This is a genomic window from Corynebacterium sp. NPDC104732 (assembly GCF_055583565.1).
On the sequence record NZ_JBVJNS010000009.1, the window covers coordinates 53,684 to 74,114 of the forward strand.

At 57.8% G+C, this 20,431-nt stretch carries 20 protein-coding genes; 7 read left to right on the plus strand and 13 right to left on the minus strand.

Annotated features, from left to right (window positions below; genetic code table 11):
• Positions 1–2: 2 nt before the first annotated feature.
• From rpsS to rpsJ, 6 genes are read right to left on the minus strand one after another with little or no spacing between them, the layout of a single operon-like run.
• Positions 3–281: a 30S ribosomal protein S19 gene (gene rpsS / locus ACZ6ZO_RS08040; RefSeq protein WP_018023292.1), complete on the minus strand. Its 279-nt coding sequence runs from the start codon at positions 279–281 to the stop codon at positions 3–5.
• Positions 282–294: 13 nt separating this feature from the next.
• Complete coding sequence (gene rplB / locus ACZ6ZO_RS08045) at positions 295–1,137, minus strand: 50S ribosomal protein L2 (RefSeq protein ID WP_182386970.1); 843 nt, start codon at positions 1,135–1,137, stop codon at positions 295–297.
• Positions 1,138–1,168: 31 nt separating this feature from the next.
• Entirely contained in the window at positions 1,169–1,474 is a 306-nt protein-coding gene (gene rplW, locus ACZ6ZO_RS08050) for a 50S ribosomal protein L23 (protein ID WP_182386971.1), read from the minus strand.
• Positions 1,474–2,130 (minus strand): 50S ribosomal protein L4, encoded by a 657-nt coding sequence (rplD, locus tag ACZ6ZO_RS08055; RefSeq protein ID WP_182386972.1) that lies wholly within the window; start codon positions 2,128–2,130, stop codon positions 1,474–1,476. Before rplD ends, rplW begins: the two co-directional genes overlap by 1 nt.
• Positions 2,127–2,783 carry a 50S ribosomal protein L3 gene (gene rplC / locus ACZ6ZO_RS08060; RefSeq protein WP_182386973.1) on the minus strand — a complete coding sequence of 219 codons (657 nt, stop codon included), beginning with the start codon at positions 2,781–2,783 and terminating at the stop codon, positions 2,127–2,129. The genes rplD and rplC overlap by 4 nt, the downstream gene beginning before the upstream one ends.
• A 32-nt stretch (positions 2,784–2,815) precedes the next feature.
• Positions 2,816–3,121: a 30S ribosomal protein S10 gene (gene rpsJ, locus ACZ6ZO_RS08065; protein WP_003848085.1), complete on the minus strand. Its 306-nt coding sequence runs from the start codon at positions 3,119–3,121 to the stop codon at positions 2,816–2,818.
• Positions 3,122–3,699: 578 nt separating this feature from the next.
• Between rpsJ and ACZ6ZO_RS08070 the strand changes: the two genes are divergently transcribed.
• Genes ACZ6ZO_RS08070 through ACZ6ZO_RS08095 form a run of 6 tightly spaced genes read left to right on the plus strand, consistent with a single transcriptional unit; the run spans position 3,700 to position 6,061 of the window.
• The gene (locus ACZ6ZO_RS08070; RefSeq protein ID WP_331251793.1) at positions 3,700–4,125 is read left to right on the plus strand and encodes an Asp23/Gls24 family envelope stress response protein; all 426 of its coding nucleotides are present in this window, start codon (positions 3,700–3,702) and stop codon (positions 4,123–4,125) included.
• Positions 4,126–4,410, plus strand: a complete 285-nt coding sequence (locus ACZ6ZO_RS08075; RefSeq protein WP_182386975.1) for a hypothetical protein — start codon at positions 4,126–4,128, stop codon at positions 4,408–4,410.
• Complete coding sequence (locus ACZ6ZO_RS08080) at positions 4,407–4,598, plus strand: hypothetical protein (RefSeq protein ID WP_182386976.1); 192 nt, start codon at positions 4,407–4,409, stop codon at positions 4,596–4,598. The genes ACZ6ZO_RS08075 and ACZ6ZO_RS08080 overlap by 4 nt, the downstream gene beginning before the upstream one ends.
• Positions 4,591–4,974: an Asp23/Gls24 family envelope stress response protein gene (locus ACZ6ZO_RS08085; RefSeq protein WP_182386977.1), complete on the plus strand. Its 384-nt coding sequence runs from the start codon at positions 4,591–4,593 to the stop codon at positions 4,972–4,974. The genes ACZ6ZO_RS08080 and ACZ6ZO_RS08085 overlap by 8 nt, the downstream gene beginning before the upstream one ends.
• Positions 4,971–5,504 carry a DUF6286 domain-containing protein gene (locus ACZ6ZO_RS08090; RefSeq protein WP_182386978.1) on the plus strand — a complete coding sequence of 178 codons (534 nt, stop codon included), beginning with the start codon at positions 4,971–4,973 and terminating at the stop codon, positions 5,502–5,504. Before ACZ6ZO_RS08085 ends, ACZ6ZO_RS08090 begins: the two co-directional genes overlap by 4 nt.
• The gene (locus ACZ6ZO_RS08095) at positions 5,501–6,061 is read left to right on the plus strand and encodes an Asp23/Gls24 family envelope stress response protein (protein ID WP_465291826.1); all 561 of its coding nucleotides are present in this window, start codon (positions 5,501–5,503) and stop codon (positions 6,059–6,061) included. The genes ACZ6ZO_RS08090 and ACZ6ZO_RS08095 overlap by 4 nt, the downstream gene beginning before the upstream one ends.
• Here the strand turns inward: ACZ6ZO_RS08095 and ACZ6ZO_RS08100 are convergent.
• The 5 genes from ACZ6ZO_RS08100 to rpsL all read right to left on the minus strand — a co-directional run bounded on the left by ACZ6ZO_RS08100 (position 6,011) and on the right by rpsL (position 11,480).
• Positions 6,011–6,643, minus strand: a complete 633-nt coding sequence (locus ACZ6ZO_RS08100) for a TetR/AcrR family transcriptional regulator (protein WP_465291828.1) — start codon at positions 6,641–6,643, stop codon at positions 6,011–6,013. The genes ACZ6ZO_RS08095 and ACZ6ZO_RS08100 overlap by 51 nt on opposite strands.
• A gap of 111 nt (positions 6,644–6,754) precedes the next feature.
• Positions 6,755–7,945, minus strand: a complete 1,191-nt coding sequence (gene tuf / locus ACZ6ZO_RS08105; protein WP_182386981.1) for an elongation factor Tu — start codon at positions 7,943–7,945, stop codon at positions 6,755–6,757.
• Positions 7,946–8,256: 311 nt separating this feature from the next.
• Entirely contained in the window at positions 8,257–10,383 is a 2,127-nt protein-coding gene (fusA, locus tag ACZ6ZO_RS08110; protein ID WP_465291830.1) for an elongation factor G, read from the minus strand.
• 255 nt (positions 10,384–10,638) lie between these two features.
• Positions 10,639–11,106 (minus strand): 30S ribosomal protein S7, encoded by a 468-nt coding sequence (gene rpsG / locus ACZ6ZO_RS08115; RefSeq protein WP_208768662.1) that lies wholly within the window; start codon positions 11,104–11,106, stop codon positions 10,639–10,641.
• Between the two features lie 5 nt (positions 11,107–11,111).
• The gene (gene rpsL / locus ACZ6ZO_RS08120) at positions 11,112–11,480 is read right to left on the minus strand and encodes a 30S ribosomal protein S12 (RefSeq protein ID WP_047239507.1); all 369 of its coding nucleotides are present in this window, start codon (positions 11,478–11,480) and stop codon (positions 11,112–11,114) included.
• Between the two features lie 234 nt (positions 11,481–11,714).
• Here rpsL and ACZ6ZO_RS08125 point away from each other — a divergent pair, with 234 nt between their 5' ends.
• Positions 11,715–12,347, plus strand: coding sequence for a DUF1707 SHOCT-like domain-containing protein (locus ACZ6ZO_RS08125; RefSeq protein WP_465291833.1), 633 nt, complete (start codon positions 11,715–11,717; stop codon positions 12,345–12,347).
• A gap of 182 nt (positions 12,348–12,529) precedes the next feature.
• Here the strand turns inward: ACZ6ZO_RS08125 and ACZ6ZO_RS08130 are convergent, their stop codons facing one another.
• Both ACZ6ZO_RS08130 and rpoB read right to left on the minus strand, forming a co-directional pair.
• A complete protein-coding gene (locus tag ACZ6ZO_RS08130; RefSeq protein WP_208768661.1) occupies positions 12,530–16,513 on the minus strand; it encodes a DNA-directed RNA polymerase subunit beta' in 3,984 nt (1,327 codons plus the stop codon).
• Between the two features lie 124 nt (positions 16,514–16,637).
• Entirely contained in the window at positions 16,638–20,135 is a 3,498-nt protein-coding gene (rpoB, locus tag ACZ6ZO_RS08135; protein WP_465291836.1) for a DNA-directed RNA polymerase subunit beta, read from the minus strand.
• Between the last annotated feature and the right edge of the window lie 296 nt (positions 20,136–20,431).

Genomic DNA, 20,431 nt, shown 5'->3' on the forward strand with positions numbered 1-20,431 from the left:
GCTTATCGACGTCCCTTCTTGTCTTCCTTGACGTGACCCTTGAAGGTCTTGGTTGGTGCGAACTCGCCGAGCTTGTGGCCAACCATGGAATCATCGATGAATACCGGCACGTGCTTGCGACCGTCGTGGACGGCGAAGGTGTGACCGATGAAATCAGGGAGAATCGTGGAACGGCGAGACCAGGTCTTGATGACCTGCTTGGTGCCCTTTTCGTTCTGAGCGTCCACCTTGTTGAGGAGGTGCTCATCGACAAACGGGCCCTTCTTAAGGCTGCGTGGCATTTTCTACCTCCTCTTAGCGCTTCTTGTTCTTGTTGGAGCGACGGCGACGAACGATCAGACGATCGGACGGACGGTTTGGCTTGCGGGTACGACCCTCTGGCTGACCCCAAGGAGAAACTGGGTGACGACCACCGGAGGTCTTACCTTCACCACCACCGTGTGGGTGGTCGACCGGGTTCATAACGACACCACGGACGGTTGGGCGAACGCCCTTCCAACGCATACGGCCAGCCTTGCCCCAACGGATGTTGATCTGGTCAGCGTTGCCGACCTCACCAACAGTTGCGCGGCAGCGGATGTCGACGCGACGGATTTCGGAAGATGGCATACGCAGGATTGCGTACTTGCCTTCCTTACCCAGCAGCTGGATGGAAGCACCTGCGGAGCGGGCCATCTTGGCACCGCCACCTGGCTTCAGCTCAACACAGTGCACGGTAGCACCGGCTGGGATGTTGCGCAGTGGCAGGTTGTTGCCAACCTTGATGTCGGCGTTAGCGCCGGACTCGAGGATAGCGCCCTGCTTCAGTCCCTTAGGAGCGATGATGTAGCGCTTCTCACCATCACGGAAGTGAAGGAGAGCAATGTTAGCGGTACGGTTTGGGTCGTACTCGATGTGAGCGACCTTTGCGGTGATGCCGTCCTTGTCAGAGCGACGGAAGTCGATGACGCGGTACTGGCGCTTGTGTCCGCCACCCTTGTGACGAGTGGTGATGTGGCCGTGAACGTTACGGCCGCCCGACTTGGACAGTGGGCGCAGCAGAGACTTCTCCGGAGTCGAGCGAGTGATCTCCTCGAACATCGAAACGGAGCTCTGGCGGCGACCCGGGGTTGTCGGCTTGTACTTACGAATAGCCATAGTGTTTTCTGGTCCTTAACTTTCCGCCCGATTAGGAAGCGGAACCGCCGAAGATGTCGATTGGATCGCTGCCCTCGCGCAGGGTGACGATGGCGCGCTTGGTTGCCTTACGCTGACCGTAACCGGTGCGGGTGCGCTTGCGCTTGCCCTCACGGTTGATGGTGTTAACGGAAGCGACCTTGACACCAAAGATCTGCTCGATAGCAATCTTGATCTCAGTCTTGTTGGAGGTAGGAGCAACCAGGAAGGTGTACTGTCCCTGCTCCATGAGGCCGTAAGACTTTTCAGAAACGACCGGTGCGAGAATGATGTCGCGTGGATCTGCGATGGTAGCCATTACTTAGCCTCCTCCTTGGCCGCACCAGTAGCGCGGTCGATGAAGGTGTTAAGAGCCTCGACAGAGAACACTACGTCGTCAGACTTGAGAACATCGTAGGTGTTCAGCTGATCTGCCGCCAGGGTGTGAACGCCTGGGAGGTTGTTAACACTCTTCCATGCGGTGATGTCTTCACGGCCGAGGACAACGAGCACGTTCTTGCGCTCGGTGAGACGCTCGATGAATGCGCGTGCAGACTTCGTGGATGGGGTCTGGCCCGGAACAAGTTCGGTAACCACGTGAATACGATCGTTGCGTGCGCGGTCGGTCAGGGAACCGAACAGAGCAGCCTTGATCATCTTCTTAGGGGTACGCTGCGCGTAGTTACGAGGCTGTGGGCCGTGAGCGATGCCACCACCGGTGAAGTGAGGAGCGCGGATCGAGCCCTGACGAGCGCGACCGGTGCCCTTCTGACGGAATGGCTTCTTACCGCCACCGGAGACCTTGCCACGAGTCTTCGTAGCGTGGGTGCCCTGGCGAGCAGCAGCAAGCTGTGCATTTACGACCTGGTGCATCAGAGCGATAGATGCCTCGCGGTCGAAAATTTCTGCAGGCAGCTCAACCGTGCCGTCGGTCTTGCCATCAGCGGTGTGGACGTCAAGCTTCAGATTGGTCATGCGTGTGCACCGCCCTTCACTGCGGTCTTAACGGTTACGAGGCCGCCGCGAACACCTGGGATTGCACCCTTGATGATCAGCAGGTTTGCCTCGGCGTCAATCTTCTGAACCTTCAGGTTCTGGGTGGTGACGCGGTCATTACCCATGCGGCCAGCCATGCGGGTGCCCTTGAAGACGCGGCCTGGGGTAGCACAAGCACCGATACCACCGACGCGACGGTGTGCTGCCTGGTTACCGTGAGCTGCGCCCTGGCCAGCAAAGCCGTGGCGCTTCATGCCGCCGGCGTAGCCCTTACCCTTGGAGGTGCCGGTGACGTCGACGAAGGAGATGCCTTCGAAGATGTCAACGGTGACATCCTGGCCTACCTCGTAACCGGAAACGTCATCCATGCGGATTTCGGCTACGTGACGGCGTGGGGTAACACCAGCCTTTGCAAAGTGGCCGGCAGCAGGCTTGTTAGCCTTGCGTGGGTCGATTTCGCCGTAGGCGATCTGGATGGCGTTGTAGCCATCGGTTTCAACGGTGCGAATCTGGGTTACGACACATGGACCAGCTTCAACGACGGTAACCGGAATAACGCGGTTGTCCTCGTCGAAGATCTGGGTCATGCCGAGCTTGGTGCCCAGAATGCCCTTTACTTCGTTTTCACTCATTATTTATTCTCCGCCAAGTATCTTCTGGTCGATTACTGGATGTTCACATCGACGCTGGCCGGAAGATCGATACGCATGAGAGCGTCAACGGTCTTTGGCGTTGGGTCGAGGATGTCGATCAGACGCTTGTGAGTACGCATTTCGAAGTGCTCACGAGAGTCCTTGTACTTGTGTGGAGAACGAATAACTGCGTAAACGTTCTTTTCAGTAGGCAGTGGCACTGGGCCAACTACACGGGCACCGGTACGGGTGACCGTCTCGACGATCTTCTTTGCGGAAGCGTCGATTGCCTCGTGGTCATAGGCCTTGAGCCTAATGCGGATCTTTTGTCCCGCCACGCTTATCCTCTTCCTCGCTGTCCCACATCAATTCTTGAGCGGTGGGAATTCGCTGATTTCTCTATAACGTTGTCCGAGCCTGTCAGAGGCTTGGCGCACAACGCCAGTTACTTGACTGTCAATCTTGATGAACTCGAAGAGATGAAGTTTGCATGAGCAACAACACCTTTTACGTCGAGCCTCGATTGCAAGAGATAAGTACCGTGTTACGCACGCCATACTTATGGACTCTTACGTCAAGTGGAAGGGAACCTATCTCGCGATAAGCGTGTTCCTTGCCGACTGCCGCTGTTTATTTGCCATGCCCCTTCATGCTTCGGTTCTCCACTTCCAAGGAAGTGAACAACCTTCTCACACGAGGTGAGAGAAGGAAGATCATGTTTGCCTCACCATCAGCGTGAACGTTAAGAAATGTTCACGTGTTGTTAAAGCAACCTGGCTATTAAAACATGTCCCACCCAAAAACTCAAGCCCTTTTCCTAGCCTTTGTTACGCATCACACACCCAGGCTCACCTGCTGTGTTATCTCCCCCTACAATAAGGAATGAAAACAGCACCACACTATGAAGGAGTTCCCCGTGACCGATCCCGTCCAGCCAGCCTCCGGAGTTGATCGTGGCCGTACCCTCATCGAAGACGTGGTGGTGGCGAAAATAGCGGGGATGGCCACCCGTGAGGTATCCGGAGTCTATTCCCTTGGCGCCACCCCTACCCGTATGGTCGGTGCGCTGCGAGACAACATCCCTGGGGCCCGAAGCAGCGCCCAACAGGGTGTCTCCGTTGAGGTGGGCCCAACCCAGACCACCGTCGACATCGCCATCGTCGCCGAGTACGGCGTGGCCATCCACGAACTTGCTGCCGCGATCCGCCGGAACGTTATCGCCGCGTTAGAACGTATGACGGGCCTTGAGGTGACCGAAGTGAACATCACCGTGCACGACGTCCACCTTGCGCAGCTCGATGACAACTACGAGGAAGCAACCGCAACACCCCGCGTGAAATAGATGACTGACTACCTTGAACCTTCGCTAGCCACCCACATCCAGGATGCGGTGTGCTCCTGTGACGGCGTCGCACACCTCCATTCCGGGCAATTCGGGGAAATTGCGCTCCTCTACCCCGGCCTGCGGGTTCCGGGGCTACGCCTCGTGGCGGAGCGATTGGAAGTTCATGTCGTCGTTAAGCTCACTGCTGGCGACCTGCACCAGCTCGCTACGACAATCCGGCACGCAGTGAGCGAACTGGTGGACCTACCCATCGACGTCACGATCGGAGACGTAACAATATGAAAAGCAACGTCCTAATCGGCATCGCGATCGGCTTCCTGTTCGCCTTCGCTGTCATTTTCGGCGGTCTGTCCGGGCTGCTGTGGGCCGCGTTGTTCGCGACGATCGGCGGTATCGTGGGAGCTCATTTCGATGGGCTCATCGATCTCCGCGCCCTGTGGGACAGTGTGAGCCGAGGTCGCCGTGGATAAAATCAGCGAGCGGGCCGTCACCAAGATTGTTGCGGCAGCAGTGGCAAGCGTCCCCGGCACCGCCACCATTAAGTCGGGGGTCGGCCGCCTTACCGGACGTGCCTTCCCTCGGTTTGACGTGCAGCTTGACGACGACGGGGACACCGCTACGATCGAGGCCTTCATTGCCGTGACCTGGCCCGCTCCCCTGCTCGACGTTGCCGAAACCGTTCGCGACACCATCGTCGAACATGTCCATACCCTCACCGGCATCAAGGTGCTCGCCTGCAACGTTGTGGTCGGTCCGGTGGTCGCAGGGGAAGGCCGCGTCCTGGTAGAAGACTTAGCACTGCCACCACTCGTTACCACCCCGATCACTGTACGAGGTATCCGATGACTACACGCGTTCCCCGCGCCACCCCGGCATCGCGCATCGTCGCGATTTTGATGAGCCTATCGCTGTTCGGGGTCGCCATCTGCGCTGCCCGTGAGCTATGGACCAAACGCACCGGAACACAGCTCAACAGCCTGCTCACCCCCGTTTTCGAGCTCATCGCGCGCGCCAAGTACGAGCCGTGGATGCTACCGATGGGGTGCCTGGTTGTCGCCGTTGGATTCGCACTCATAGTGATCGCGCTCAAGCCCCGACCACGCACCCACATTCAGCTACGCATGGCCGAGAATCACTGGACTCGCAACGTTGACATCGCCAGGCTTTGTACCGCCGCTGCGGAACGCGTTCCCGGCGTGGCACGCGCCTCCACCTACGCCTCACCCCGCCACGTCACGGTGACTATCTCAGGCAACCACTCTGACAGTACCCTCGTCGAACGCGTGACCAGTACCGTCCATAACGTGGTCGCCCCGCTAGCAGATGCGCCACAGGTTCAGGTCCGCCTGCAACAACAACCAGGGGAAAACCAATGAGCAAGCTTACCGACGCCCTCAACCGCCTCATCATTTTCCTCACCGGTCTCCTCGCCACTGGAGCCGGCGCGTTAGTCGTAGCGCTATATTTCGACGTTCCCATCGCGCAGCAACTGGTCCATACCATGCGCCCCCACGAATGGGGCACCATCCCGCAGTCGCCCTGGTTCTTGGTTGCTGTCAGTGCCGTCGGGATACTCGCATTGCTGTTCGGCGTACTCGGCCTATACATGAACCTCAAGCGCTACCACATCAGACGGGTCTCTTCACCAGCCAGCACTCCAACGGGCGCGATCGATTATGACCTCAGCGCAGTTGCCGGTGCGATAGCCGACTCCTTCGAGGCCTTGCCACGGGTGATCCGTGCTCATTCAGTAGCACGGTGGGATCGTGGCGCGCGGGTCATCACCATCACGGTCGATGCTGAACCGCAAGTTAACCTGCGGACGCTCGAGGAGCACGCTGTGACTGCGGAGCAGGACCTGCACCGGGCAATCAGAGAAACGCTAGACGTCGTTTTCCGGTTCCATATCGCTCCCGTTGAACGGAAGAACTGACAATCCTTGTTCGATGGCGTTGATAAAGAACGCGACCTTTTCGTCCACGTAGCCTCGCGCCAGCCAGTGCTGGTCGGGGTCTGATCCATTGTGGAGCTTATGAGCTGCCCGAACGGCTGCCACCTGACAATGCGAAGCGATCACTGAGCCAAAAACAAACTCGATGAGTAAATCAGCCGTCGCATCGTCGCAGGGGAAGCCAGTTCCGTTAAGACGATCTTTGAACTCCCGATGATGCTTTTGAAATGCAATCGATGACGTCGCGCTAGTGAGCATTGTTTGATCAAGCCCCTCGTAGGTATCCATGATTTCCCATAGGGCGTTGACGCCAATAGTCAGATTAGTTTGCCATGTGGTTGCAGTTTGTTTGAATGGCCAGTTCGTTGCGACGTGTTTGACGCACAGTTCGACGAGGTGATCTCGGGAGGCGATGATGCGGTAAAGCGCAGAGGTACGGACACCTAGTCTGTCAGCCACAGCGCCAAGAGTGAAATTGGTGAGGCCAAGTTCCAGCGCGACGTTAACGGCGTCTTGTTCAGCGAACCGCGGCTTGGGGCCAGTGCGAGAGGTTCCGTTAGTCATATCACATATCCTAAGGCAATTTGTAGTTCTCACCTATTTATTGTCGAACAAAAAAGGGCTGTTGGTTGAACCAACAGCCCTTTGTATCCTGCGTATTACAGGATCATCAGATTACTTGATGATCTTGGTAACACGGCCGGCGCCGACGGTGCGGCCACCTTCGCGGATAGCGAAGCGCAGGCCTTCGTCCATAGCGACTGGCTGGATCAGGGTGACGGACATGTCGACGTTGTCGCCAGGCATAACCATCTCGGTGCCCTCAGGGAGCTTCACAACACCGGTAACGTCGGTGGTGCGGAAGTAGAACTGTGGGCGGTAGTTGTCGAAGAATGGGGTGTGGCGGCCACCCTCGTCCTTGGACAGAACGTAGACGGAGCCCTCGAACTCGGTGTGAGGGGTGTAAGCGCCTGGCTTAGCGATGATCTGGCCGCGCTCAACGTCTTCACGCTTGATGCCACGGAGCAGCAGACCACAGTTGTCGCCAGCCTCGGTGTAGTCGAGGAGCTTACGGAACATCTCGATACCGGTAACGGTGGTGGTGGTGGACTTCTCGCGAATACCGAGGATCTCAACTTCCTCGTTCACGTTCAGCTGGCCACGCTCGACACGGCCGGTAACAACGGTGCCGCGGCCGGTAATGGTGAAGATATCCTCGACAGGCATGAGGAATGGCTTGTCGGTCTCGCGGACTGGGTCTGGGATGTTGTCGTCACAAGCCTGCATGAGCTCGAGAACGGAGTCAACCCACTTCTGCTCGCCGTTGAGGGCGCCCAGTGCGGAGATGTGAACGATTGGAGCCTCTTCGTCGTACTCCTGCTCAGCGAGCAGCTCACGTACTTCCATCTCCACGAGCTCGATGATTTCCTCATCGTCAACCATGTCGCATTTGTTCAGAGCAACGAGGATGTAAGGAACGCCAACCTGGCGAGCGAGCAGAACGTGCTCACGGGTCTGAGGCATTGGGCCGTCGGTAGCAGCAACCACGAGGATTGCGCCGTCCATCTGAGCAGCGCCGGTGATCATGTTCTTGATGTAGTCGGCGTGGCCTGGAGCGTCAACGTGTGCGTAGTGGCGCTTCTCGGTCTGGTACTCAACGTGGGAAATGTTAATGGTAATGCCACGTTCCTTCTCTTCCGGTGCCTTGTCGATGGCATCGAAAGCGAAAGCCTGGTTCAGATCTGGGTAAGCGTCAGCCAGAACCTTGGTGATAGCCGCGGTGGTGGTGGTCTTACCGTGGTCAACGTGACCGATGGTGCCGATGTTTACGTGCGGTTTCGTGCGCTCGAACTTCGCCTTTGCCACTGTATGTCCTCCTGGACTTCATGGTGGCTACGACCTTCGCAGCCACATTTGGTGGTTTGTATCCGTACCCATTCGGTGCCTCACGCGAGGCGCTAAATAGGTGCAGCATTATTTCTGCCAGTTACATGATACTAGGGTCCCAAACGGTAGAAAACAAACCCTTCGAGAAAAGCCTAGTGTTGCCATGAGTAATGGCCAGCTCAATCCCCCTTTTTCGGGAGACTCAGCGAGCCATTACCCAAACGGCTTATTCGCATTATAGGAGGGCCAATTAATCTGGCAAAACTAGCCCTCCCTGAGCGGTAATCGGCTTACTTGTTGCCGGTACGCTCTGCGATGATCTCGGCTGCGACGTTCGCAGGAACCTCTGCGTAGGAGTCGAAGATCATGGTGAAGTTTGCGCGGCCCGCGGTGCGGGAACGCAGGTCACCGATGTAGCCGAACATCTGAGAAAGTGGCACCTTAGCCTTGACGACCTTCGCACCGGAGCGGTCTTCCATTGCGTTGACCTGACCACGGCGGGAGTTGATATCGCCAATGACGTCGCCCATGTACTCCTCAGGAGTGGTGACCTCAACAGCCATCATTGGCTCGAGCAGGACTGGCTTTGCCTTTTCGACAGCAGCCTTGAGTACCTGAGCACCAGCGATCTTGAAGGCCATTTCAGAGGAGTCAACGTCGTGGTATGCACCGTCGACGAGGGTTGCCTTGATGTTGACCAGTGGGTAGCCAGCGAGGAAGCCGTACTGCATAGCGTCCTGGATACCAGCGTCGACAGATGGGATGTATTCCTTTGGAACACGGCCACCGGTGACGGCGTTCTCGAACTTGTAGATTGGGGACTCGCCCTCTTCGAGCTCCTCCGGAGCCGGAGCGTAAGGCTCGATGGAAACGATGACCTTTGCGAACTGACCGGAACCACCAGTCTGCTTCTTGTGGGTGTAGTCGAGGTTTTCGACAGCCTTGCGAATGGTCTCGCGGTAAGCAACCTGAGGCGCACCGACGTTTGCCTCAACCTTGAACTCACGCTTCATGCGGTCAACCAGGACGTCGAGGTGGAGCTCGCCCATGCCGCCGATGACGGTCTGGCCGGTCTCTTCGTCCAGCTTAACGGTGAAGGTTGGGTCTTCTTCAGCCAGCTTCTGGATAGCGGTACCCAGCTTCTCCTGGTCAGCCTTGGTCTTAGGCTCAATGGCGACCTCAATCACTGGATCCGGGAAGTCCATGGACTCGAGGATGATCTGATCGTTGAGATCACAGAGGGTGTCACCGGTGGTGGTGTCCTTCAGACCAATGAAGGCGTAGATGTTACCAGCGTGTGCGGCGTCAACAGGGTTCTCCTTGTTGGCGTGCATCTGGAACAGCTTACCGACGCGCTCCCTCTTACCCTTGGTGGAGTTCATGACCTGAGCACCTGGCTCCACAACGCCTGCGTACACGCGGACGAAGGTCAGCTTACCGAAGAATGGGTGAGCAGCAATCTTGAATGCCAGAGCAGAGAAAGGCTCGTCGTCGGAAGGCTTGCGCACAACGGTGGTGCTCTCATCGCCGACAGCGTGTCCGTGAACCTCGCCGATGTCCAGTGGGTTCGGGAGGAAGTCGATGACTGCGTCGAGCAGTGGCTGGACACCCTTGTTGCGGTATGCGGTACCACACAGAACTGGGTAGACCTCGGAGTTGACGGTCATCTTGCGGATGGCTGCCTTGATCTCCTCAACGGTGAGCTCTTCGCCACCGAAGTACTTCTCCATCAGCTCTTCGTCGGACTCAGCGACGGTCTCGAGCAGCTTCTCACGCCATTCGTTTGCAGTGTCAACGAGGTCAGCTGGGATCTCTTCGACGGTAGCTGGGGTACCGACCTCAACCTTGCCGCGCCAGGTCAGCGCCTGCATGTTGATCAGGTCGACAACGCCGTCGAAGTCATCTTCTGCACCGATTGGGATCTGCAGAACCAATGGCTTTGCACCCAGGCGGTCGACGATGGTGCCAACGGTGAAGAAGAAGTCAGCACCGAGCTTGTCCATTTTGTTCACGAAGCAGATACGTGGAACGTCGTACTTAGCAGCCTGACGCCACACCTGCTCGGACTGTGGCTCAACGCCTTCCTTGCCGTCGAAGACAGCGACTGCGCCGTCAAGGACACGCAGAGAGCGCTCTACCTCAACGGTGAAGTCAACGTGGCCCGGGGTGTCAATGATGTTGATCTGGTTTTCGTTCCAGAAACAGGTCACAGCAGCGGAGGTAATGGTAATACCGCGCTCTTTCTCCTGCTCCATCCAGTCGGTGGTAGCGCCACCATCGTGGGTCTCGCCAACCTTACGGTTGATACCGGTGTAGAAGAGAATACGTTCAGTGGTCGTCGTCTTACCAGCATCGATGTGAGCCATGATGCCGATGTTGCGGACCTTGTTTAGGTCCTTAAGCACTTCTTGTGCCACAGTGGTTCCCCAACTCGTCAGTTGTGGGCGTTTTTAGTTGAAGGCCGGTGAAAAACCGTGAACCTAGACTAAATTCGCCGATGAATATGGTACTCGATCAATTCTGCCATTGTTTTGCTAGTTTTACAGCCCCTAGGTTGAAAATCTCCAGCAAATCGAGATGGCATTAGGCACACAAATGGCCTCGCACCGAGGTCGCCGCAGAACGGAAGGTTCTGGGTGGATCGGCGACGAGGCCAATGTGGGTCGTTTGCACTACCAGCGGTAGTGTGCGAAAGCGCGGTTTGCTTCAGCCATCTTGTGGGTGTCTTCGCGGCGCTTCACGGAAGCACCAAGACCGTTGGCTGCATCGAGGATCTCGTTAGCGAGGCGCTCAACCATGGTGTTCTCACGACGCTGGCGGGTGAAGGTCACGAGCCAACGCAAAGCGAGGGTGTTTGCACGGTTTGGGCGAACCTCAACAGGAACCTGGTAGGTTGCGCCACCAACGCGGCGGGAGCGAACCTCGAGGTCTGGCTTGATGTTGCCCAGAGCCTTCTCGAGGGTCAGCACTGGGTCGGTACCGGTCTTCTCACGGCAAGCCTCGAGTGCGTTGTACACGATGCGTTCTGCAGTGGACTTCTTGCCATCCAGCAGAACCTTGTTAACCAGCTGGGTAACAGTTTCAGAGCCGTATACCGGGTCCTTAACGACCGGGCGTACTGGAGCCTTTCCCTTACGCATTCCTCTTATCCCTTCTTTGCACCGTAGCGGGAACGTGCCTGCTTGCGGTCCTTAACACCCTGGGTGTCAAGTGCGCCACGCACGATCTTGTAGCGAACACCTGGGAGGTCCTTCACACGACCACCGCGAACGAGCACCATGGAGTGCTCCTGGAGGTTGTGGCCCTCGCCTGGGATGTATGCGGAAACCTCGATACCGGAGGTCAGGCGCACACGGGCAACCTTACGCAGTGCAGAGTTAGGCTTCTTAGGAGTGGTGGTGTAAACACGGGTGCATACGCCACGACGCTGAGGGGAACCCTTCAATGCGGCGGTAGCGACCTTCGTGCTCTTATCATGGCGGCCCTTACGGACCAGCTGCTGAATAGTTGGCATAGAAGTTCTTTCTACTGTGATGAGCTTTAGTTGTAGCCTCGGAACCGCGAAAGTAGGTAGACAAACCAAAAAAGGGGCTCTTCTCCGGGGCCGCTACCGTGCAATTCCATCGCGTCATACTGAACAGCTCTTCAGCTGGTCTAACGCAAGGCTCCCACCATAAAAACGTGGGACTGTCCGCCAGCGTACAGCATTGCCCCACCACAAACCAAATTCGTTGGTTATTCTAAACCCATGGAAAAGCCCCGCCTTCGCGCCACCGACAATGACCGCAATCAGATTTTGGCTGTGCTGAGCCAAGCATTGAGTAATGGCCAGTTAGATTTCGCGGAGTTCGACGAGCGATCCCGTGCCGTCACGCAGGCAAAATACCGCGATGAGCTACTCACGCCCTTATCTGATTTAGTTCCTGACCCCGCTCGCCTTCTAGGCAAGGAAGTGGCTGAGCGTCCCCATTACTCCCCTTCCCTACCCTCACAAAATGTGGTGACGAACACACCCGGCGAGACGTTCAGTTTTTCACTCATGGGAGGTAGTGAGCGGAACGGATCGTGGACAATTGCCACGTCACACACCTCCATCTCCGTCATGGGTGGAACTATTCTCGACCTCACTCGTGCGCAATTCGCAGGCCATGACATCACCATTCATGCATGGGCGGTAATGGGTGGTATTTCTGTACTCGTCCCGGAAGATGTGCGCGTCGTCTGCGACGGCACCGGAATTATGGGTGGTTATGGAATCGTCTCTAACAAAGAAGTAACCACCCGGATGGAAGATTTACCCACTAACGTGCCGACTGTCCGGGTCACGGGCCTCGCGCTCATGGGTGGCGTGGAAGTAAAGCGGATGCCTCGGACAATATAATTTCTCATCCACCAGCAGATCGAGCGTACGGATGGGATTTTTAAGGCTTGAAAAGTCCCTTCCGTACGCTTGATTTCGCTTCTGTTCTAACTAAACCAGCCCCGGCCTTGGTATCACTCCCACCCACTGGGAGTTTTCGGTACCAAGGCCGGGGCCGATTGTGTCAGCAGACCTAAATAGGACTAGAAGGTCTCGTCCAGCGGGACGGAAGCGCCGGTGAACTCACCGTAGCCGTCATCGCCGTAGATCGAATCGCCATAGGTTGGGATCGAGTAGGCGGCGTTGCGTGCTGCCTCGGTTGGCTTGACCGAGATGTTGCGGTAGCGGGCGATACCGGTACCAGCTGGGATCAGCTTACCGATGATCACGTTCTCCTTGAGGCCGATCAGCTTATCCGAGCGCTTGTTGATGGCGGCGTCGGTAAGCACGCGGGTGGTCTCCTGGAAGGAGGCCGCGGAGAGCCAGGATTCGGTAGCCAGAGAGGCCTTGGTGATACCCATGATCTCGGAGCGGAGCTCGGCTGGCTGGCCGCCGTCGGCGATAGCCTGGGCGTTAGCACGCTTTGCTTCGGACAGATCAACCAGGGTGCCCGGCAGGAATTCGGTGGAACCGGATTCGATGACGGTACCGCGACGCAGCATCTGGCGAATAATGATTTCGATGTGCTTGTCGTGGATAGCCACACCCTGGGCGCGGTACACGGCCTGCACTTCATCAATCAGGTGCTGTTCCACACCACGGCGACCAAGCACCTCGAGCACGTCGTGCGGGTCAGCTGGGCCACGCAGCAGGCGGTCGCCCACCTCAACGCGGTCGCCTTCGCGCAGCGTGCGCTCGATCATGGCGTCTGGGTTAGATTCCATTGGAACCTTCACCATTGCCAGGCCTTGGCGCTTGGACAGCTTCTCGTAAACCACGTTGTCGGAGCCGTCTTCTGGCTCGATGGTCAGCGTGTAGAAGTTGCCTTCGTCCTCGAGGTGGACAACGCCAGCGGCGGAGGCGATTGGGGCGCGGTTCTTTGGAACGCGGGCCTCGAAAAGCTCCTGGACACGTGGCAGACCACCGGTAATGTCACCACCGACACCACCCTGGTGGAACGTACGCATTGTCAGCTGGGTACCAGGCTCACCAATGGACTGTGCTGCGACGATACCGACGGCCTCGCCGATGTCGACCTGGTGGCCGGATGCCATGGACTTGCCGTAGCACTTCGCGCACACGCCGGTTGGGGTCTGGCAGGTCAGGACCGAACGGACCTTTACGATCTCAACTCCGGCGTCGACAAGTGCGTCGATCTGCAGCTCGCCGAGGTCGGTGCCGGCGGCCAGGACGACGTTGCCGTCCTTATCGACGGCGTCTGCTGCCAATACTCGGCCAGAGACAGAGGTCTCAACCAGGGAGTGGCGGACGTACTTATCGCCGGACTTCTCCGCCACTGGGACGCGGACGCCCTGGCGGGTACCACAGTCCTCTTCGCGGACGATGACGTCCTGAGCAACGTCAACCAGACGACGGGTGAGGTAACCGGAGTCTGCGGTACGCAGTGCGGTATCGGCCAGGCCCTTACGGGAACCATGGGAGTTGTTGAAGTACTCGAGAACCGTCAGGCCTTCACGGAATGAGGTCTTAATTGGTCGGGTGATGTAGTCACCCTTCGAGTTCACAACCATGCCCTTCATGCCGGCCAGGGTCCAGATCTGACGCATGTTACCTGCTGCACCAGACTTCACGATCATTGGGATCGGGTTGTCATCTGGGTACAGGTCCTCAACGGCCTTACCAACCTCGTCGGTGGCGTCCTTCCACAGCTCGACCAGGCGGTCGTAACGCTCGCGGGAGGTGAGCTTACCGAACTGGAACTTGGTCTCGATGGTACGGGCTTCGGCCTCGTAACGGTCGAGCATTTCGTCCTTGTTCGGAAGCACAAGCACGTCAGACATGGTGATGGTCACGCCGGAACGGGTTGCCCAGTAGAAACCGGCATCCTTCATCTTGTCCATGGTCTGCGCGACGGTGATCATTGGGTAGCGCGCGGACAGGTCGGTGATGACGTCGCCGAGCATGATCTTGTCGGAGCCGCCGCCCTTACGGACCATGACGCCCTCAAGGTATGGGTAGTTCCATGGCAGCAGCTCGTTGAACATGATGCGACCCAGGGTGGTGTCTGCCATCCAGGTGTCACCCTTGTTCCAGCCGTCTGGGAACTGCTCAGCTTCAATGTCTGCTGGTGGACGCAGGTGAGAGATGCGTACCTTGATCGGTGCCTGCAGGCCGAGCACGCCACGGTCGTAGGCCATGATGGCTTCCGCCATGGAGGAGTACACGCCCTGAGCAATGCCCTCAGCGGTTGCTGGTTCGTAAGCACCCTGGCCGCCGAACTCATCCTTGCCCTTGGCCAGGGTCAGGAAGTACAGACCGGTGACCATGTCCAGACGTGGCATAGCCAGTGGCTTACCGGATGCTGGCGACAGGATGTTGTTGGAAGCGAGCATCAGCACGCGGGCCTCTGCCTGAGCTTCAGCGGACAGTGGCAGGTGGACTGCCATCTGGTCACCGTCGAAGTCAGCGTTGAATGCTTCACAGGCCAGTGGGTGCAGCTGAATTGCCTTACCTTCGACGAGCACTGGCTCGAAGGCCTGGATACCGAGGCGGTGCAGCGTAGGTGCACGGTTCAGCATCACTGGGTGCTCAGAAATGGCCTCTTCGAGGACGTCCCACACCTCTGGACGCTGGCGTTCCACCATGCGCTTTGCGGACTTGATGTTCTGTGCGTAGTCGTTTTCCACCAGTCGTTTCATGACGAATGGCTTGAACAGCTCAAGAGCCATCAGCTTCGGCAGACCACATTCGTGCAGGCGCAGCTGCGGACCAACGATAATAACGGAACGACCGGAGTAGTCGACACGCTTACCCAGCAGGTTCTGACGGAAGCGACCCTGCTTGCCCTTGAGCAGATCAGACAGGGACTTCAGTGGGCGGTTGCCCGGGCCGGTCACTGGGCGGCCGCGACGACCGTTGTCGAAGAGCGCGTCCACAGATTCCTGCAGCATACGCTTTTCGTTGTTCACGATGATCTCTGGTGCGCCCAGATCGATCATGCGCTTGAGGCGGTTGTTGCGGTTGATCACACGGCGGTAGAGGTCGTTGAGGTCGGAGGTTGCGAAGCGACCACCGTCGAGCTGAACCATTGGGCGCAGCTCTGGTGGGATCACTGGAATGCAGTCCAGGACCATGCCAGCTGGGTCGTTGCCGGAGCGCTGGAAGGCTGCAACAACCTTTAGGCGCTTGAGGGCACGCATCTTCTTCTGGCCCTTGCCGTTGTTGATGATCTCGCGGAGTTCTTCAGCCTCGGCGTCGAGGTCGAAGCCACGGATGAGCTCCTGAATAGCTTCGGCGCCCATGCCGCCGGTGAAGTAATCCTCGTAGCGGTCAACCAGCTCGGTGTAGATGGTCTCGTCGATGATCATCTGCTTTGGAGCGAGCTTGACAAAGGTCTGCCAAATCTCTTCCAGGCGGTCGATCTCACGCTCAGCGCGCTCACGGATGTGCTGCATTTCCTTTTCTGCAGCGGACTGGACCTTCTTGCGGGCGTCAGCCTTAGCGCCGGCGGCCTCGAGCTCAGCGAGGTCCTCTTCCAGCTTCTGAGCGCGATCCGCGATCTCAGACTCCATGTCGGCCTCAACGTCCTTCTTCTCTAGCAGCATTTCTGCTTCCAGAGTGGTCAGGTCGTTGTGGCGAGCCTCTTCATCAACGGAGGTGATGATGTTGGCTGCGAAGTAGATGATGCGCTCCAGGTCCTTTGGAGCCAGGTCCAGAAGGTAGCCGAGGCGAGATGGCACGCCCTTGAAGTACCAGATGTGGGTCACTGGAGCGGCGAGCTCGATGTGGCCCATGCGCTCACGACGCACCTTGGACTTGGTCACCTCAACGCCACAGCGTTCACAGATGATGCCCTTGTAACGGACGCGCTTGTACTTACCACACTGGCATTCCCAGTCGCGAGTTGGACCGAAAATGCGCTCGCAGAACAGGCCGTCCTTCTCAGGCTTCAAAGTACGGTAGTTAATGGTCTCAGGCTTCTTGACCTCGCCCTTAGACCAACGACGGATGTCGTCGGCGGTGGCGAGACCAATGCGGAGCTCGTCGAAGAAGTTGACGTCGAGCACGTAACTCCCTTTCCCTAAAATGTCTTGGGTTTTCTAAAGAACTTGTTCGTTTTTCGCCTTCGCGCTTATCGACGGGCCATAGGTTGCAATCCTATGGCCGTCGTTAAGCTGCTAAGACCGTGAGTTACGCGATGTCGTCGGTACGTTCGTCGCGAGACAGGTTGATGCCGAGGGAGGCGCCAGCCTGGTCAAACTCGTCGTCGTCAGAGGTGCCGAGCTCCATCGGGGTGCCGTCAGCGGAGAGAACCTCCACGTTCAGGCACAAGGACTGGAGCTCCTTGAGCAGAACCTTGAAGGACTCAGGAATACCAGGATCCGGGATGTTTTCGCCCTTCACGATGGCTTCGTAGACCTTCACACGGCCAACCACGTCGTCAGACTTGATGGTCAGCAATTCCTGCAGGGTGTAGGCCGCGCCGTACGCCTGCATTGCCCACACTTCCATTTCACCGAAGCGCTGGCCACCGAACTGGGCCTTACCGCCGAGTGGCTGCTGGGTAATCATGGAGTAAGGGCCGGTGGAACGAGCGTGGATCTTCTCATCGACCAAGTGGTGCAGCTTCAGGATGTACATGTAGCCGACAGACACTGGGTATGGGAATGGTTCACCGGAACGGCCGTCGAACAGCTGCGCCTTGCCATTTTCATCCACCATGACGTCGCCGTCGCGGTTTGGCAGTGAGTTAGCCAGCAGACCAGCAAGTTCTTCGTTGGTTGCGCCGTCGAACACCGGGGTGGCGGTCAGGGAACCGGCTGGAACGTCGTAGAGCTCCTCTGGGAGGGTCTCCAGCAGCTTTGCGTTCTTGACGTCTTCCGGATCAATGTGCCAACCAGCAGCGGCAAGCCAACCGAGGTGAACTTCCAGCACCTGGCCGATGTTCATACGGCGAGGCACACCGTGGGTGTTCAGGATGATGTCCACTGGGGTGCCGTCTGGCATAAATGGCATATCTTCCTGTGGCAGGATCTTGCCCACGACACCTTTGTTGCCGTGGCGGCCAGCGAGCTTGTCGCCGTCCTGGATCTTACGCTTCTGAGCCACGTACACGCGGATCATCTCGTTGACACCAGGGGCGAGATCGTCGTCGTCCTCGCGAGAGAAGCGACGGACGCCGATGACCTTACCGGTCTCACCGTGTGGCACCTTCATGGAGGTGTCGCGGACTTCGCGGGCTTTCTCACCGAAGATGGCGCGCAGGAGGCGCTCTTCTGGGGTCAGCTCGGTCTCACCCTTCGGGGTGACCTTACCCACCAGGATGTCGCCGTCACGGACGTCTGCACCGATGCGGACGATACCGCGCTCGTCGAGGTCCTTCAGAACATCTTCAGAGACGTTCGGGATTTCACGGGTGATCTCTTCGGCACCGAGCTTGGTGTCGCGAGCATCGATCTCGTGTTCCTCGATGTGGATGGAGGTCAGGATGTCCTCTTCCACCAGGCGCTGGTTCAGGATGATGGCGTCCTCATAGTTGTGGCCTTCCCATGGCATGAATGCCACGAGCAGGTTACGACCGAGGGCCATTTCACCGTTAGCGGTACCTGGGCCGTCGGCAAGCACCTGGCCAGCCTCGACGCGGTCACCAATGTTGACCAGTGGCTTCTGGTTGTAAGAAGTGCCCTGATTGGTGCGCTGGAACTTGCGCAGCATGTAGGTATCGCGGATGCCATCATCACCCATGATGGTGATGAAGTCAGCAGCAAGGTTCTCCACGATGCCGGCCTTCTTGGAGATCACCAGGTCGCCAGCGTCGTAAGCAGCGCGCTTTTCCATGCCGGTGCCCACGAATGGAGCCTCGGAGCGTACCAACGGCACGGCCTGACGTTGCATGTTCGCGCCCATGAGGGCACGGTTTGCGTCGTCGTGCTCGAGGAATGGAATCATGGCGGTTGCCACGGACACCATCTGGCGTGGGGAGACGTCCATGTAGTCAATGGTCTTGGAGTCAACGACCTCAATGTCGCCGTTCTTCAGACGCACCACTACGGTGTCATCAACGATCTTGCCGGACTCGTCCACGTCGATGGAAGCCTGCGCAATAACGTAGCGGTCTTCCTCGTCAGCGGTCAGGTACTCGATCTGATCAGTGAGCACACCATTTTCCACCTTGCGGTACGGAGTCTCAATGAAGCCGAAGGAGTTGACCTTAGCGTAGGACGACAGGGATCCGATCAGACCAATGTTTGGGCCTTCCGGAGTCTCAATTGGGCACATACGGCCGTAGTGAGATGGGTGAACGTCGCGGACCTCAATGCCGGCGCGCTCACGGGACAGGCCACCTGGGCCCAGTGCGGACAGACGACGCTTGTGGGTCAGGCCCGACAGCGAGTTGTTCTGGTCCATGAACTGGGACAGCTGGGAGGTTCCGAAGAATTCACGGATCGCCGCAGACACGGGACGAACGTTGATCAGGGAGGTCGGCGTGATGGACTCAGCGTCCTGGGTGGTCATGCGCTCACGCACGACACGTTCCATACGGGACAGGCCAACGCGGACCTGGTTCTGGATCAGCTCGCCAACGGTACGCAGACGACGGTTACCGAAGTGGTCAATGTCGTCCACCTCAACTGGGATGATCTCCCCGGTTGGGGAGGTCATCGAGGTTTCACCAGCGTGCAGGCGCACCAGGTATTCAATGGTGGTAGCGATGTCTTCTTCGGTCAGGGTCATCAAGCCATCGTGGTCACCACCGAGGCCGAGCTTACGGTTGACCTTGTAACGGCCGACCTTAGCCAGGTCGTAGCGCTTTGCACGGAAGAAGGAATTGTCCAGGAGGGACTGTGCAAGGTCGCGGGTAGGCTGCTCGCCTGGGCGCTGCTTGCGGTAGATCTCGAGGAGGGCCTCGTCGGTGTTGGAGACACCGTCGGACTCGAGGGTTGCCATCATGATCTCGGAGAATCCGAAGCGTTCCTTGATCTGCTCGGTGGTCCAGCCGAAAGCCTTCAGCAGGACGGTCACCGGCTGGCGACGCTTGCGGTCAATACGAACACCAACGGTGTCGCGCTTATCGACGTCAAACTCCAACCACGCGCCACGGGAAGGAATAACCTTCACAGCGTGCAGCGGACGCTCGGTGGACTTGTCGATCGACTGATCGAAGTACACACCTGGGGAGCGAACCAGCTGAGAGACAACGACACGCTCGGTGCCGTTCACGATGAAGGTACCCTTGTCCGTCATCATCGGGAAGTCGCCAATGAAGACCGTCTGCGACTTAATTTCGCCGGTCTCATTGTTCACGAACTCCGCGGTGACGTACAGCGGTGCAGAGTAGTTGATGTCCTTGTCCTTGGACTCATCAATAGAGTGCTTCACTTCTTCGAAGCGAGGCTCGGACAGAGAAAGGGACATGTTTCCGGAGTAGTCCTGGATTGGGGACAACTCTTCCAAAATGTCTTCGAGGCCACTGGTAACCCTCTGGCCTTCGCCGACTTCTTCCTGCATGCGGGCACGCCACTCCGGCGTGCCGATCAGCCATGCGAAAGATTCGAGCTGAAGATCCAGAAGCCCAGGGACCTCGATTGGCTCCGTTACCTTAGCGAACGAGTATCGCTTCGGAGCTCCGGGGATATCGGCCATAGACTTGGTCTGGCGGGAGACTGCCAAGATGCGTCCTTCCAGCACCTCACGTAATCACCACCCCCTAAAGTGGGTAAAGGGCGGCAATCACTTACTTTGAGCATTCGGTCTGCTGAGGAAACCGCACCAGTTATGCCACTGGACTTTACATCCAGATAGCACGGAGTGACCTTGTCAAATCGGTATTTTCAAGCCGATAGCCAAGGTCTTTCAGAAAAACTGGTGACAGATTCCAGTGCAACGAAACAGCCTATATCAGATATGCCTGGAAGTAAAGCGTTTACAAACGCATGCATTGCGGGAACTCTAACACAGTAGTGCCCCCAGGACAGCCGACACGC

Coding starts and splice junctions, on each gene's coding strand:
- rpsS (WP_018023292.1), bottom strand. CDS start 281: ATGCCACGCAGCCTTAAGAAGGGCCCGTTTGTCGATGAGCACCTCCTC.
- rplB (WP_182386970.1), bottom strand. CDS start 1,137: ATGGCTATTCGTAAGTACAAGCCGACAACCCCGGGTCGCCGCCAGAGC.
- rplW (WP_182386971.1), bottom strand. CDS start 1,474: ATGGCTACCATCGCAGATCCACGCGACATCATTCTCGCACCGGTCGTT.
- rplD (WP_182386972.1), bottom strand. CDS start 2,130: ATGACCAATCTGAAGCTTGACGTCCACACCGCTGATGGCAAGACCGAC.
- rplC (WP_182386973.1), bottom strand. CDS start 2,783: ATGAGTGAAAACGAAGTAAAGGGCATTCTGGGCACCAAGCTCGGCATG.
- ACZ6ZO_RS08075 (WP_182386975.1), top strand. CDS start 4,126: ATGACTGACTACCTTGAACCTTCGCTAGCCACCCACATCCAGGATGCG.
- ACZ6ZO_RS08080 (WP_182386976.1), top strand. CDS start 4,407: ATGAAAAGCAACGTCCTAATCGGCATCGCGATCGGCTTCCTGTTCGCC.
- ACZ6ZO_RS08090 (WP_182386978.1), top strand. CDS start 4,971: ATGACTACACGCGTTCCCCGCGCCACCCCGGCATCGCGCATCGTCGCG.
- ACZ6ZO_RS08095 (WP_465291826.1), top strand. CDS start 5,501: ATGAGCAAGCTTACCGACGCCCTCAACCGCCTCATCATTTTCCTCACC.
- ACZ6ZO_RS08100 (WP_465291828.1), bottom strand. CDS start 6,643: ATGACTAACGGAACCTCTCGCACTGGCCCCAAGCCGCGGTTCGCTGAA.
- rpsG (WP_208768662.1), bottom strand. CDS start 11,106: ATGCGTAAGGGAAAGGCTCCAGTACGCCCGGTCGTTAAGGACCCGGTA.
- rpsL (WP_047239507.1), bottom strand. CDS start 11,480: ATGCCAACTATTCAGCAGCTGGTCCGTAAGGGCCGCCATGATAAGAGC.
- ACZ6ZO_RS08125 (WP_465291833.1), top strand. CDS start 11,715: ATGGAAAAGCCCCGCCTTCGCGCCACCGACAATGACCGCAATCAGATT.